14 protein-coding genes are annotated in these 12,978 nt (G+C 69.9%); 5 read left to right on the forward strand and 9 right to left on the reverse strand.

Features of this window, described 5'->3' with window-relative positions:
* Positions 1-268: 268 nt before the first annotated feature.
* Positions 269-1,654 carry a hypothetical protein gene (locus tag AC07RV_RS22665; RefSeq protein WP_444813764.1) on the forward strand — a complete coding sequence of 462 codons (1,386 nt, stop codon included), beginning with the start codon at positions 269-271 and terminating at the stop codon, positions 1,652-1,654.
* Here the strand turns inward: AC07RV_RS22665 and AC07RV_RS22670 are convergent.
* Genes AC07RV_RS22670 through AC07RV_RS22690 form a run of 5 tightly spaced genes read right to left on the reverse strand, consistent with a single transcriptional unit; the run spans position 1,651 to position 6,338 of the window.
* The gene (locus AC07RV_RS22670; protein WP_296780924.1) at positions 1,651-2,127 is read right to left on the reverse strand and encodes a nucleoside deaminase; all 477 of its coding nucleotides are present in this window, start codon (positions 2,125-2,127) and stop codon (positions 1,651-1,653) included. The two genes, AC07RV_RS22665 and AC07RV_RS22670, sit on opposite strands and share 4 nt — an antisense overlap.
* Positions 2,128-2,150: 23 nt before the next feature.
* On the reverse strand, positions 2,151-3,422 hold the full coding sequence (locus AC07RV_RS22675; RefSeq protein WP_296780926.1) for a cyanate transporter: 1,272 nt from the start codon (positions 3,420-3,422) through the stop codon (positions 2,151-2,153).
* Positions 3,419-4,621 carry an amidohydrolase family protein gene (locus AC07RV_RS22680; protein WP_296780929.1) on the reverse strand — a complete coding sequence of 401 codons (1,203 nt, stop codon included), beginning with the start codon at positions 4,619-4,621 and terminating at the stop codon, positions 3,419-3,421. Before AC07RV_RS22680 ends, AC07RV_RS22675 begins: the two co-directional genes overlap by 4 nt.
* A gap of 32 nt (positions 4,622-4,653) precedes the next feature.
* Positions 4,654-6,129: a sodium:solute symporter family protein gene (locus AC07RV_RS22685; RefSeq protein ID WP_296780932.1), complete on the reverse strand. Its 1,476-nt coding sequence runs from the start codon at positions 6,127-6,129 to the stop codon at positions 4,654-4,656.
* Entirely contained in the window at positions 6,126-6,338 is a 213-nt protein-coding gene (locus AC07RV_RS22690) for a DUF3311 domain-containing protein (RefSeq protein WP_057593917.1), read from the reverse strand. The genes AC07RV_RS22685 and AC07RV_RS22690 overlap by 4 nt, the downstream gene beginning before the upstream one ends.
* Before the next feature lie 166 nt (positions 6,339-6,504).
* Here AC07RV_RS22690 and AC07RV_RS22695 point away from each other — a divergent pair, with 166 nt between their 5' ends.
* The 3 genes from AC07RV_RS22695 to AC07RV_RS22705 all read left to right on the forward strand — a co-directional run bounded on the left by AC07RV_RS22695 (position 6,505) and on the right by AC07RV_RS22705 (position 8,587).
* Positions 6,505-7,269 (forward strand): GntR family transcriptional regulator, encoded by a 765-nt coding sequence (locus AC07RV_RS22695; protein WP_296780936.1) that lies wholly within the window; start codon positions 6,505-6,507, stop codon positions 7,267-7,269.
* A gap of 63 nt (positions 7,270-7,332) precedes the next feature.
* The gene (locus tag AC07RV_RS22700) at positions 7,333-8,274 is read left to right on the forward strand and encodes a DMT family transporter (protein WP_296780938.1); all 942 of its coding nucleotides are present in this window, start codon (positions 7,333-7,335) and stop codon (positions 8,272-8,274) included.
* A 4-nt stretch (positions 8,275-8,278) separates the two neighbouring features.
* Positions 8,279-8,587, forward strand: coding sequence for a DUF1272 domain-containing protein (locus AC07RV_RS22705; protein WP_209542565.1), 309 nt, complete (start codon positions 8,279-8,281; stop codon positions 8,585-8,587).
* Here AC07RV_RS22705 and AC07RV_RS22710 read toward each other — a convergent pair.
* Genes AC07RV_RS22710 through AC07RV_RS22720 form a run of 3 tightly spaced genes read right to left on the reverse strand, consistent with a single transcriptional unit; the run spans position 8,584 to position 11,303 of the window.
* Complete coding sequence (locus AC07RV_RS22710; RefSeq protein WP_296780943.1) at positions 8,584-8,958, reverse strand: AtuA-related protein; 375 nt, start codon at positions 8,956-8,958, stop codon at positions 8,584-8,586. The two genes, AC07RV_RS22705 and AC07RV_RS22710, sit on opposite strands and share 4 nt — an antisense overlap.
* A 4-nt stretch (positions 8,959-8,962) precedes the next feature.
* Positions 8,963-10,324, reverse strand: coding sequence for an acyclic terpene utilization AtuA family protein (locus AC07RV_RS22715; RefSeq protein WP_296780946.1), 1,362 nt, complete (start codon positions 10,322-10,324; stop codon positions 8,963-8,965).
* Positions 10,325-10,337: 13 nt separating this feature from the next.
* Entirely contained in the window at positions 10,338-11,303 is a 966-nt protein-coding gene (locus tag AC07RV_RS22720) for a Bug family tripartite tricarboxylate transporter substrate binding protein (RefSeq protein WP_296780948.1), read from the reverse strand.
* 152 nt (positions 11,304-11,455) lie between these two features.
* Between AC07RV_RS22720 and AC07RV_RS22725 the strand changes: the two genes are divergently transcribed.
* Positions 11,456-12,424, forward strand: a complete 969-nt coding sequence (locus AC07RV_RS22725; RefSeq protein WP_296780952.1) for a LysR family transcriptional regulator — start codon at positions 11,456-11,458, stop codon at positions 12,422-12,424.
* Here AC07RV_RS22725 and AC07RV_RS22730 read toward each other — a convergent pair.
* On the reverse strand, positions 12,393-12,968 hold the full coding sequence (locus AC07RV_RS22730) for a shikimate kinase (RefSeq protein WP_296780954.1): 576 nt from the start codon (positions 12,966-12,968) through the stop codon (positions 12,393-12,395). The genes AC07RV_RS22725 and AC07RV_RS22730 overlap by 32 nt on opposite strands.
* Between the last annotated feature and the right edge of the window lie 10 nt (positions 12,969-12,978).

A 12,978-nucleotide genomic window follows, 5' to 3' on the forward strand; every position in this document is an offset into this window, starting at 1 on the left:
CCTGTTGCCTGGAACCGGCGCGCGAAGCCCGCCGACTCGATCGACATCTGTGCATTGCATCGATCCCAAAATGATATTCATCGAGGAATTAATCGCCACCTTGTTGCGTTTGCGATTCTCGCTTCGGGTCTGATCGCATCATCCGGAAAGCACCGCCTGGCTTGAATTCCCATGGGAATGCGGCGCAATGGTGCGTCGTTCGCGGGCACGGATTTTGCGCAACCCGATTGCAGTTTCTGCACACATCAACATCAGGGAGCTTTTTCACATGACCCACGAAAGCGAAGCCGATCCGGATCAAACGCATGCACGGGGAACGCGCCGCCGTTCCCTCCTGAAGGCCGGCCTGGCCCTTCCCCTCGGCACCAGCGCGCTGCTGGCCGCATGCGGCGGCGGAGGCAGCAGCAGCGGCTTTTCGCCGACGCCGGTGGCCGTGGCACCACCGCCCTCGCCCGCGGTGGTGCCGACGCCGCCCGTCGATCCGCCACCGCCGAGGCCGGTCGAAAAGGCGGTGAAGAACGTGCGCGTTCTCAACCTCCAGACGCCCTCCACAGCGCCACTCCCCGACCAGCGACTGAAGGACGAGCCCATCGAGACCTACACGCGGCGCGCGCTGCAGGCCAAGTTCAACCTGCTGAGCGATGCGCTGGCACAGGGCCTCCCAAAGAAGAGCGCGCCCACCGACCTCTGCTTCTTTGTGGTGCCCGAGTTCTTCTGGAATGTGAACTGGGATGCGGTGAGGAACGAGGAGGAGATCAAGGCCTTCTCGACCACCTGCGTGATCGAGGTGCAGAAGCACGTGCGCGCGCTGATCGCCCTGTTCCCGCAGGACCAGTACGGCAAGCTGGCGCTGCTGCCCGGCACTTCGCAGGTTCTGATGAAGCAACTGGTCGAGCCTCCCGCGGCGCCGGCCCCGCAAGGCGGCCCGGTGAAAGACGAGGACCTTCCGCCCTACGAAGCGCTCAACTACGTGCTGGTGATCGACAACTTCAGCAAGGCCAACCCCGACGGCAGCCGGCCGATCGCGATGTGGCCCAAGCGCAATGTGTCATGGATCGATTTCGACACGGACGGGGGCACGCAGGTCCTGAAAGACGGCCGGGCCTACTGGAAGGTTCTGCTGGGCCACCTCGATATTCTCGTGCTGATGGAGTCGACCACCACCGCCGCCTACTACGCGGACGGCAAGCAGTACACGGGCTTCGACAACGACCCGCTGGGCGGCGTGCCCTTCGGCGTGGACGTGTGCCTCGACTACATGGCGTCGTACACCGAGAAGCAATACCTGCGGATGTCGCAGATCGAGGACACCAACTACATCATCGACTTCCTGCTCGCCGCCGGCATGACGGCCGATCCCGAGACTCACAAGTACCTGCCTTCGGTGCAGTACATCGTGCGAAACGACGGCTACTACGTAGGTGCCTGCGAGATCTTCCAGCTCTCGGCGCCAACCACCAGCGAAGGCATCGCCAAGCGACCCGGCAACACGCGCGTCGCGCAGACCGCGGTGGCGAATCTGGCGCCGAACACCATCCTCTTCGACGCCTACTTCGATGTCCATCCGCTGGGGCAATATCCCGAGATTCCCGACCTCCCGGACCTGCCCACCGAACCGCTGCCCTCGCCGTTCGTGCCGACGGCTTCGGCCTAAGCCGCGCGCCGCGTGGCCGCCCACTCGGCCAGGATCCGCACCGCCTCCCCATCCATCCTCTGCTCGGCCGGCAGCCTGCGCTGCGCGAGCGTCGCGCCCGATTCGAGGCGCAGCGCCTCCACGTCGATCGGATGGCGCGCGGCCACGGTCACGCCGTCGAAGGCCTCGCCCGACTGCTCGAGCGAGGCCGCGTAGTAGAGCTGGGCGATGCCCGCGATGTGCATCGCCGCCACGCACATGGCGCAGGGCTCGCACGAGGTGTAGAGCTCGCAGCCCGAGAGGTCGACGCTGCCGAGCTTGCGGCAGGCGTCGCGGATGGCCTCGACCTCGCCGTGCGAGGTGGGGTCGTGGTGCGCGACCGAGTGGTTGAAGCCCTCGCCGACGATGGCGCCGTCCTTCACGACCACGGCGCCGAAGGGCTCGGTGCCGGGTTCGTGCAGCGCCTGCGCGGACAGGGCGAGCGCGCGTTGCATGAAGCGTTCCTGGTACATGGTGTTCAGACCTTTCGAGTGGCTGCGCCCTCGGGCGCGAGGGAAGAGGATGGCACGGCGCGCGGCGCGAACAGCCCCGCGGTGGCGGCGCCGTAGCGGCGCGGATCGAAGCGCAGCAGCAGCGGCAGCAGCACGAGCACCACGGCGCCGAGGTAGGCCCAGGCGAGCGCGAAGCCGCCGGTGTGCTCGCGCACCCAGCCGGTGACGAAGGGCGCGAGCGCCGCGATCATGAAGCCCAGGCCCTGCATGAAGCCCGCGAGCGCGCCGGCCTGCGCGGGATCGGGCAGATGATCGAGCGCGAGCACCATGCACAGCGAGAACGCGCCGCCGAGGCCGAAGCCCAGCACGAGCGCGATGGCCGGGGCCGGCACGGGCGCATGCAGCGCGAGCGCGCAGAAGCCCGCGAGCTGCGCGGCCAGCGTGAGCGCGAGCCAGGGCCGCAGGTCGCGCCCGCGGCTGCGCGCGATGGCGGGCATGGCGAGCGCGCCCACCACCTGCGCCAGCGTCATCAGCGCGAGCACCGAACCGCCCTGCTGCGCGCTCCAGCCCTGCTGGGCATAGAAGTGCGGCAGCCAGGCCACGAGGCTGGTGTAGCCGCCGTTGACGAGGCCGAAGCAGATCGCCAGCAGCCAGGCGCGCGGGCTCGCGAAGCAGCGCAGCCACGAGAGGCCGCGGCGCGGCGCATCGGCCGTGAATTCCATGCGCCGCATGTTGAGCCAGTACAGCAGCGCGAAGACCGCGGGCAGCGCCCAGATCGCGAGGCCCGCATGCCAGTCGGGATGCGCGCCGCCGAGCGCCTGTGCGACCCAGGGACTGGCGACCGCACCGAAGCCGCCGCCGCCCATGATCGCGGCCGAATAGAGCCCGGTCATCACGCCGATGCGCGCCGGATAGGCCTGCTTGACCACGCCCGGCATCAGCGCCTGCACCAGCCCGACACCCGCGCCAGCGAGCGCCGCGCTGGCGAGCAACGGCGCCGCGCCGTTCGCTCCGTAGCGGCTCGCGCAGGCGAGCGCGATGGCCGCGAGGCCCAGCGCGACACCGGCGCGCGCGCCGATGCGCTGCCCCACGGCCGCGCCGCACAGCGAGGTGGCGCCCATCGCGAACATCGGCAGCACCGTGAGCAGCGCCACGGCGTGGAAGCCGATGCCGGTGTCGAAGCGGATGGCGCCGAGCAGCGGGCTGCTCGAGGTGAGGAAGGCGCGCAGGTTCAGCGCCACCAGCACGATCACGGCCGCGAAGGCGGTGCCGGCATCGCGGCGAACCTCCGCCTTCACAAGGCGGCCACGTCGTCCTGCAGCACGCCGTCGCGCGCCACGATGCGGCCGCCGGCCACCACGAGCTGGCGCACGGGACGCTCCACCACGGCATGCGCCACGGTCTGCGCATCGACCAGCACCAGGTCGGCACGATCGCCGACGCCAAGGCCGTAAGTCTCGAAGCCGCAGCCGCGCGCACCCGCGTGCGTCACGGTGTCGAGCGCGACCTCGATCTCGTCGTCGCGGCGCAGGTTGTAGCGCAGGCCGATGATCATCGCGCGCTCGAGCATGTCGGGCCGGCCATAGGGCGACCAGGTGTCGCGGATGCCGTCGTTGCCGCCGAGCACGGTCACGCCGGCCTGGCGGCAGGCCAGCAGCGGCGGCACGTTGCGCGAGGGCGGCGCGCTGGTGATCAGCACCACGCCGAGCTTCGCCATGCGCGCGAGCAGGGCATCGCGTTCGCGCTCGCTCACGTCGCCGAGGCAGAAGCCATGGCTGATCGCCACTTGGCCCCGCATGCCCAGCGCCTCGGTGCGCTGCAGGATCAGGTCGAGCGAGAAGGCGCCCATGGCGCCGGGCTCGTGTAGGTGGATGTCGATAGCGCGCTGGTGCCGGTGGGCGATGTCGAACAGCACATCGAGCGACTTCACGGGATCGCCGTCGATGGCGCAGGGGTCGAGCCCGCCGAGCACGTCGGCGCCCGCGGCCAGCGATCGGTCGAGCAGCTCGGCCGTGCCGGGCCGCGCGAGCAGGCCCGACTGCGGGAAGGCGACGACCTGGATCTGCTGCAGATCGCGCAGGGTCTCGCGCGTGCGCAGCGTGCCTTCGAGGTGGCGCAGGCCGGCCTGCGTGTCGACGTCGACGTGCGTGCGCAGCCGCGTGGTGCCGAGCGCGAGGAAGGCCTTGGCCAGCACCAGCGACTGCGCGGCCGCGTCGTGGCCGCTGGCATGTCGGAAAGCGCGCTCGTTCTCGATCTTGTCGATCAGGTTCGTGCCGACCTCGTTGCGGTACCAGTCCAGGCCCCACATCGTCTTGTCGAGGTGGGTGTGGCCCTCGACGAGGCCGGGCAGCAGCAGCGCGCCGCGGCCGTCGTCGACGACGGCATCGGCCGGCGCGGCGAGCGCGGCGCCGAGCTCGGCGATGCGGCCGTCCTGCACCCGCACGTCGAGCGGCGCGGCACCCAGCGGGCGAACGTTGCGGATCAGGAGCGATGGCATGGGGATTCCTTTGTTCTTTGTCGCATGAAGCATCAGGCGGGCTGCGCCGCGGCCGCGCGCGGCGCCGGGCCCGGCGTGACCAGCGCCACGATCACGAACACCAGCGCATTGGTCGCGAGCGCCACCAACCCGGTGTTGAGCGACTTGAAGGCCAGCGGTGCCGCGGGAAACAGCGTAGCGAGGTTCGCGCCGGTGGTCATCAGGAAGCCGAGCACCGCGCCGCCCGCGACGATGCCCGCGAAGGCCGCGTGCTTGTTGCCGAAGGGCTTCTTCAGGAGGCTGAACAGCAGCGAGGGCAGCAGCTGCGTGAGCAGGCTCGAGGCGAAGATCGCCACCGCCACGATGGTGGTGCCGCCGCGCAGCACGAAGTACACCGCCACCAGCGCGAACAGCGGCAACACGCCGCGCGCCACGCGCGACACCTGGCGGTCGGTGGCATGCGGCGCGAAGCCTTCCTTGTAGACGTTCTTGCCGATCACGGTGGAGGCCGTGAGCAGGATCATCGAGCCCGGCACCAGCGCCGTGAGCACGCCGGTGCCGCCGATCACGCCGACGAACCAGGGGTCGAAGCTGTGCTTGACGAGGCCGAACAGGGCCAGGTCGACGTCGGAGCCCTTGAGCCCCGGCACCTGCAGGATGGCCGCGAAGCCGACCAGGAACAGGAAGGCGATCACCACCTGGTACAGCGGCATCAGGATGGTGTTGCGGCGCACCGCGCTCGCGCTGCGCGCGGCATACACCGAAGTGAGGTTGAACGGGTAGAGGTAGTAGCCCAGCGCCGTCAGCAGGATGGTCGAGTTGTACCAGCTGAGGTTGAGGCCCTCCTTCGGGAATTCGAAGAAGCCCGGGTTGGCCGCGTGGATGGCGGTGAACATCGGCGCCACGCCGCCGTAGTAGCGCCACGGCAGGTAGAGGCCGAGGAACACGGCGAGCGCGAGGATGAGCACGTCCTTCACGATGGCGATGCTGGCCGAGCCGTGGATGCCCGAGAACAGGATGTAGCTGACCATCACCAGCGTGCCGATCCAGATCGCCACCGGCGGCGCGATCGAGCCGTACGAGGCCTCCGAGACGATGATGCCGAGCCCGCGCAACTGGATGGTCAGCAGCGCGACCATGCCGCCGAGCGCCACCACCGACACCAGCACGCCGAGCGGGCGGCTGTCGTACTTGTGGGCGAAGAAGTCGGAGAACGACACCAGCTTGTGCGCGGTGGCGTAGCGCCACACGGCCGGCAGCATCCAGAAGGCCATGAGGTAGGCCAGCCCGCCATAGGCCAGGATGTAGAAGGCCGGCGAGCCCTTGCTGTACGACCAGCCGCTGGCGCCCAGGAAGGTGAAGGTGGAGAACGATTCGCCCGCCATCAGCAGGAACACCATGATCGCGCCGAGCCCGCGCCCGCCGAGCGCCCATTGCTCGAGGCTCATGGTGCGGCCGCGCCGCGCCAGCACCGCGAGGGCCAGCGCGCCGACCACGAACAGCGCGATCACGCCGAGCGCGGCGTTCATCGCGCGTCTCCCTGCGTTGCCGGCGCGTCGAGGTCGCCTTCGGCGCGGTCGATGACCACCATGATCAGCGAGGTCAGTACCAGCCAGAGGACGTTCCACACCATCAGGAAGGGCATGCCGAGCACGAAGGTGGGCGCGACGGAGGACAGCCAGCCCCCGCTGAAGAAGGCGGCGACCGGCAGCGCGGCCAGCCATTTGGCGGATTTCATGTGTGTCTCCGTTGTCGTGTGTGGTTGTGGATACCTGGATTTTTGGTCAACCATATTATTTTATTTTGGTTAACCAAATTTCCGCGAATGGTACGAAGCGGACCGGGCCGCGTCAATCCGGGGGCTTTCCCCGGGGTGGCGCGACGCAGGCAAAATCCGCCTGCCTATGCCCGCCACCCGCAAGCCTTCCGCGCCCGCACCCTCCCCCGAGCCCACCGACGCCGACGGCGCCAACGTGGACGAACGCGTCTATGCCGCCGTCTCCAAGGCGCTGCTCAGCGGCAAGCTGCGGCCCGGCACGCCGCTGCGCGAGCGCGCGCTGGCCGAGGCGCTGGGCTGCACGCGCGGCGCGGTGCGCAAGGTGCTGGCGCGGCTGGGTTCCGAGAAGCGGCTGGTGCTCGAGCACAACCGCGGCGCCTTCGTGCCCAACCCCTCGATCGAGGACATGCGCGGCACCTACCGCGCGCGCCGCATCGTCGAGGCCGGGCTCGTGACCACGCTGTTCGGCCAGCTCTCGCGCGAACAGGTGGCCACCCTGCGCAAGCACGTGCAGGCCGAGCAGAAGGCCTTCAAGGAAGGCCGGCGCGAAGACGCCGTGCGCCTGGCCGGCGACTTCCACCTGCTGCTGGCGCAGATGGCGGGCAGCGAGGAACTGCTCTCCTACATCGGCCGACTGATCGCGAACACCGAGCTCTACAAGGCGCTCTACGACTCGGCCGAGGCCGCGAGCTGCGCGCCGCGCGAACACGAGCAGATCATCGATGCGCTGACCGCCGGCAAGTCGCTCGACAAGGCGCTGGCCGTGGCACTCGAGCACCTCGACGAGCTCGAGCGGCGCGTGATCGCGGGCGCGACGGCCGAACAGGAGACCGACCTCGCGACGCTGCTCAACGGCGGCGCGGACGACCCGCACCACGGGCACGGCCACTGAGGCAGGCACGTTTCGGCCGCGGCCGAAGTGTCCGCGCGCGGCCTTCGCGATGATCGGCGCGCCATGCCGACCACCACCACCCTCGCCGCTTCAGCCAAACCCCGGGGCCCCGCCCTCGAATGGGCGCTGCTCGTGCTGCTCGCCACCTGCTGGGGCGCCTCCTACACCTTCATCAAGATCGGCGTCGCGACCCTTCCGCCGGTCACGCTGATCGCCGCACGCACGCTGGTCGCGGGCCTGCTGCTGCTGGCCGTGCTGCGGCTGCGCGGCCTGCGGCTGCCGCGCGACGCGGCCAGCTGGCGCCGCTTCGCGCTGCAGGCCGGCCTCAACAGCGTGCTGCCCTTCACCTTGATCGCCTGGGCCGAACGCAGCGTCGATGCCGGCCTCGCGACCATCCTCAACTCGACCTCGCCGATCTTCATCTTCCTGCTGAGCCTGGGCCTGACCGGCGCCGAGCGGCCCACGCTGCGGCGGCTGTTCGGCGTGGCGGCCGGGCTGGCCGGCATCTGCCTGATCGTCGGCGTGGAGGCGCTCGGCGGTCTCGGCCGGTCGCTGTGGGCCCAGCTCGCGCTGGTCGCGGCCGCGGTCTGCTACGGCTGCGCCGCGATGTTCGGCCGCGTGTTCAAGGGCCTCGACCCGATGCTGCCGGCCGCGGGCTCGCTCGTGAGCGGCGCCGCGCTGCTGCTGCCCGCGAGCCTGCTGATCGACCGCCCCTGGACCCTCGCCCCCTCGGCCGCGTCGCTGGCCGCCGTGCTCGCGCTCGCCGTGGTCTCGACCGCGCTGGCCTTCACGATCTACTTCCGGCTGATCCGCACCCTCGGCCCGATGTCGACCTCCGCCCAGGCCTACCTGCGCGTGCCGATCGGCGTGGCCATCGGCGTGCTGTTCCTCGGCGAGCGGCTCGCGCCCACCGCGTGGGCCGGGCTTGCGTGCATCATGGCCGGCGTGATCGCGATGACGCTGCCCGCGCGCGGCGCCATCCCCCTGCCCTTTCTCCGGAGATGAACCCATGCTCGAACTCAGGCCCAACTGCGAATACTGCGACAAGGACCTGCCGCCGAACGCGACCGATGCGCGCATCTGCAGCTACGAATGCACCTACTGCGCCGACTGCGCGCAGCACGTGCTGCACGACGTCTGCCCCAACTGCGGCGGCGGCTTCGCGCCGCGGCCGATCCGGCCGGCGACCGAAAGGCGGCCCGGGGTGTTCCTGGGCAAGCAGCCGGCGGCGGTGCAGCGCAAGCATTTGAAGTGGGAGCGCGACACGCTCGCGGACTTCATCGCCTCGGTGCAGGCGATTCCGCCGGCGCAGCGCTAGGGCGACGGGTCCGTCGCGGCAGGCAAGGCCGGAAAGCGTCGCCGCACCAGCGCTTCGATCTCCGGCGGCACCTCGATGTCGATGCGCAGGATCACGCTCGACATGGCCTTGCCGTAGTTGTCCAGGGCAAGCGTGCGCGAAACGCCGCCGGCCAGGGCGCCGTGCAGCACGAAGTTCATGCCGTGGATGTTGTCGGCCACGTGGCGGTCGACGCGCTCGGCCACCTTGTAGAAGGCCTTGACCTTCTCGGCCGTCAACTGCTCGACCAGGTGCGGATGGAACGCGGGCTCGTAGGCGAACACGCCCACGTTGAAGATGTTGCCCTTGTCGCCGGAACGGCTGTGCGCGAGGTAGCGAAGCGGGATCTGCATGGTCTCAGCTTTCGATGGTTTCGAGCCTGAAGTCGATCGCGTCGCGATCCACCAGGGTGGACCACACGCCGATGACCTCGCGCGTGCGGTCGTTGAACGGCAGGCGCTTGCCGGTCGCGGCGATGCCCGACACGGCCATGCCGTCGACCTCGCCGCCGATCTTCTCGGCCATCTCGCGCGTGCGGGTGCGCGCGCAGACGCGCACCGCCACCTCGTAGGGCTCGTGGTCCATGGGCGGCGATGCCTCGCGATGCACGGCGTTGACGCCCAGGTAGTCGATGCGCAGTTCCTGCGCCTCCAGCCCGACCATGCGGAAGCGCTCCTCGAGCATGCGCTTGGCCAGCTCGGCGCGCGCCATCGCGCCCGGCCCCGCGTAGAAGAACCAGTCCTCGCCGATGAAGCCCTCCTTGCAGCCCATCGACACCTTGAGCGTGCGCGGCCGCGCGCGGCCGGTGGCGCCGCTGAAGCGCACGCGGTCCTCGCCGATCTCCTCGACGCGCGCGGTCAGGAAATTCACCACCACGTCGGGCGTCAGGTACAGCGACGGGTCGTGCACCTCGTAGAACATCTGCTCCTTCACCGTGCGCGCATCGACGCGCCCGCCGGTGCCCTGCACCTTGGTGATCACGGCATCGCCGTTGGCCGACACCTCGGCGATCGGCAGGCCGAGGTTCCAGGGATCGGGCACGTCCTTGAAGCCGGGGTCGCTGAAGTAGCCGCCGGTCACCTGCGCGCCGCATTCCAGCAGGTGCCCGATGGCCGAGCCCTGGGCGATCAGGTCGACGTCGTGCGGCGACCAGCCGAAGGCATGGATCATCGGCGCGAGAAAGAGCGAGGGATCGGCGACCCGCCCGGTGATCACGATCTGCGCGCCCTCGTCGAGCGCCCGGACGATGCCGTCGGCACCCGCATAGGCCTCGGCCGAGATCAGGCTGGGGCGCAACGTCTCGAGCGCGGCGCCGCTCTCCATCACCGTGTCGGCGAGTTCGAAGATGCGCTGCGTCAGGTCGTCGCCCACCACGGCGGTGATCCGCACGTTGCGGTGGCCGAGCTCGGCGCAGATGCGCGCGGTGGCCTCGGCCGCCGCCACGGGATGGATCCAGCCGCCGTTGGTGACGATCCGCGTGCCCTGCGCCAGGCAATGCGGAAGCACGCGCCGCATGCGCTCCTCGAGCAGGGTCTCGTAGCCCGCGAAGCCCGGGTCGGCGCGCTTGCGGGTCTGGGCGAAGGACACGGTCGCCTCGGCCATGGTCTCGAAGCACAGGAAGTCGAGCTGCCCGAGCTTGGCGCTGACGACCGCCGGCTCGATCCGGTCGCGCCACCATCCCGAGCCGCAGCCGATGCGCACGCTGGTCTTGTTCCTCATCGCGTCTTCTCCCTCAATCGATCCGGATGCCCGCGTCCCTGATGACGCGCGCCCACTTCTGGTCCTCGGCCTTCAGGTAGGCGGCGAACTGCGCGGGCGTGTTGCCCACCGGGATCGCGCCCCAGCCGCTCAGCTTCTGCCGCACGTCCTGCATGTCGAGCGCGGCCCTCACGCCCTGGTTCCAGGCCTCGATGGCCGCGGGCGGCGTGCCCTTGCGCGCGAGCAGTCCGAACCATGCATTGACCTCGTAGCCCGGGAATCCCGCCTCCGCGAAGGTCGGCACCTCGGGCAGCGCCGGCACCCGCTGGCTGGTGGTGACGGCCAGCGCGCGCACCTTGCCCGCATGGATCTGGGGCAGCGAGGCCGGCAGGTTGTCGAACATGGTGTCGACGTGGCCGCCGAGCAGGTCGGTGATCGCCGGGGCCGAGCCCGGGTAGGGCACGTGCATCAGCTGCACCTTCGCGAGGCTGTTGAACAGGGCGCCCGACAGATGGGGCGAGCCGCCATTGCTGGTCGAGGCGAAGCTCACGCCGCCGGGCCTGGCCTTCTCGGCGGCCACGAGGTCTTTCAGCGACCTGAACGGCGACGCCGCGCCCACGACCAGCACGTTCGGCGTGTTCACCACCAGCGTAACCGGATCGAAGTCGGTGTAGGCCACGCGGATCGACTTGTTGAGGTAGGGGTTGGTGACGGTCGCGAAGGTGCCCATCAGCACCGTGTAGCCATCGGCCGGCTGGTTCAGCACGGCCTGCGCGCCAATGGTGGTGGCACCGCCCGGGCGGTTCTCCACCACCACGGGCTGGCCGAACGAGGCGCCGAGTTTCTCGGCCAGCAGGCGCGCCACCAGGTCGGTGGTGCCGCCGGGCGGCGTCGGCACCACGATGGTCAATGGCTTGGCGGGAAAGGGCGCCGCGAGCGCAGCGCCGGCCGACATCGCGGCCCAGGCGGCCGCGGCCAGCCACCGGTGCAGGATCTTCATCTGTCGTCTCCGTTTCGTTGTTCCGGCCGCTGCATTCCCGCGGCCGTCGGTCTCGATACTGACCGGGCGGCCCTCGACGCGCCAAGCGAAAGTCGGGCACTTCAGCTGTGAAGAATATTCACCGTGCACGGCGCCGGGCCTACGATGGCGCGATGGAGAAACGACCGAACCAGATCGACCGGCTCAGCGACGTGGCGCTGTTCGTGCGGGTGGCGGAACGCGGCAACTTCTCGATGGCGGCCAAGGACTGGCACCTGTCGCCCTCGACCGTCAGCAAGCTGGTGGACCGCCTCGAGGGGCGCCTGAAGGTGCGGCTGTTCGACCGCACACCGCGCGCCGTGACCCTGACGCCCGCGGGCCGCATCTTCTACGGCAAGGCGCTGGCATTGCTCGAAGCGGCCGAGAGCGCGCAGAGCGCCGTCATGCAGGAGCACGACGACGTGCGGGGAATGCTGCGCGTGCATGCGCCGCCCGTGTTCGCGCGGCACGACCTCGCGCGGCTGCTGCCGGACTTCCTGGCCCGCCATCCGCAGGTGCGGGTCGAGCTCTTCGTGGGCCTCGACACGCCCAGCCTGATGCAGCAGGGCCTCGACGTGCTGATCCACTCGGGCCATTTGCCCGACTCTTCGATGGTGGCGCGGCAGCTGTCGACCGTGCGCTGGATCGTCTGCGCTTCGCCCGCCTACCTCGCGCGCCACGGTACGCCGCGGCGGCCCGAGGACCTGCTGCGCCACAACTGCCTCAACTTCGTGGGCCGCGAGGCCTGGAACCACTGGCAGGTCGGCGGGCCCGAGATGCCGCGGGAACAGCTCGCGATCGGCAATGTCTCGGCCAGCGACGGCGGCGTGCTGCTGGAGATGGCGCGCGGCGGCGCCGGCATCGCGCGCCTCGGCGACTTCCACGTGCGCGCCGACATCGACAGCGGCCGCCTCGTTCCGCTCTTCCTGAGCGAGGCCTTCGAGGAGGTGCCCGTGCTCGCGGCCTACCACCACCGCAAGCACCTGAGCGCGCGCATCCAGGCCTTCGTCGACTTCATGGCCGAGGCGCTGGAGGCGCGCAACCGGGACATGGATGCGTGGCTGGCGGCGCTCAGCGGGTCGGCGGGGCGTCCTGCCGCGTGATCGGCAGGCGGCGGCGCACGAGGCCTTCGATGTCGCACGCGATCGCGAGGGGTTCGCCCTCGCTGATGAAGCGCTCGCACCGCAGCGCCATGAAGACCGGGTGCCGTTCGCGGATGCGCCGCGTCTCGCTCGCCCGGTCGCCGTTGAGGTAAGGCCTGGCCAGCTGGCGCTCGACCACGCGTTCGACGCAGCGCTCGAGCTCGAAGGACGGCAACAACAGCGCGGTGAGCGGATCGGCTTCGATCGCATCCCGCAAGGCCGGGTAGCGCTCGCTCACGTCGGCCGGATAGGTCATGAAACCCGAGGACATCGCGATCACGGTCGGCGCGGTCGCCGCGGCGCGAAGCTGTTCGTAGGTTTCGATGTTGCGCGCCGCATAGCCCGCGTACCCATGGCGCGCCATGAAGGCCGCGACATCGCCCTGTTGCTCGATGAAGACCTGGTCGAGATCGACGAAGCGCCAGGCCAGCCGTTGCGCGAGCAGCGGGCCGACGGTGGTCTTTCCGGCGCCACCGGGACCGATGAGATGAACGAGGGGAATCAATGCGAAGGAA

The sequence above is a fragment of the Variovorax sp. GW821-FHT09B01 genome, assembly GCF_059418345.1.

Bases quoted from the DNA above. Each gene is read 5' to 3' on its own strand.
- AC07RV_RS22665 (WP_444813764.1), top strand. From the start codon at position 269: ATGACCCACGAAAGCGAAGCCGATCCGGATCAAACGCATGCACGGGGA.
- AC07RV_RS22670 (WP_296780924.1), bottom strand. From the start codon at position 2,127: ATGCAACGCGCGCTCGCCCTGTCCGCGCAGGCGCTGCACGAACCCGGC.
- AC07RV_RS22680 (WP_296780929.1), bottom strand. From the start codon at position 4,621: ATGCCATCGCTCCTGATCCGCAACGTTCGCCCGCTGGGTGCCGCGCCG.
- AC07RV_RS22685 (WP_296780932.1), bottom strand. From the start codon at position 6,129: ATGAACGCCGCGCTCGGCGTGATCGCGCTGTTCGTGGTCGGCGCGCTG.
- AC07RV_RS22690 (WP_057593917.1), bottom strand. From the start codon at position 6,338: ATGAAATCCGCCAAATGGCTGGCCGCGCTGCCGGTCGCCGCCTTCTTC.
- AC07RV_RS22695 (WP_296780936.1), top strand. From the start codon at position 6,505: ATGCCCGCCACCCGCAAGCCTTCCGCGCCCGCACCCTCCCCCGAGCCC.
- AC07RV_RS22700 (WP_296780938.1), top strand. From the start codon at position 7,333: ATGCCGACCACCACCACCCTCGCCGCTTCAGCCAAACCCCGGGGCCCC.
- AC07RV_RS22705 (WP_209542565.1), top strand. From the start codon at position 8,279: ATGCTCGAACTCAGGCCCAACTGCGAATACTGCGACAAGGACCTGCCG.
- AC07RV_RS22710 (WP_296780943.1), bottom strand. From the start codon at position 8,958: ATGCAGATCCCGCTTCGCTACCTCGCGCACAGCCGTTCCGGCGACAAG.
- AC07RV_RS22715 (WP_296780946.1), bottom strand. From the start codon at position 10,324: ATGAGGAACAAGACCAGCGTGCGCATCGGCTGCGGCTCGGGATGGTGG.
- AC07RV_RS22720 (WP_296780948.1), bottom strand. From the start codon at position 11,303: ATGAAGATCCTGCACCGGTGGCTGGCCGCGGCCGCCTGGGCCGCGATG.
- AC07RV_RS22725 (WP_296780952.1), top strand. From the start codon at position 11,456: ATGGAGAAACGACCGAACCAGATCGACCGGCTCAGCGACGTGGCGCTG.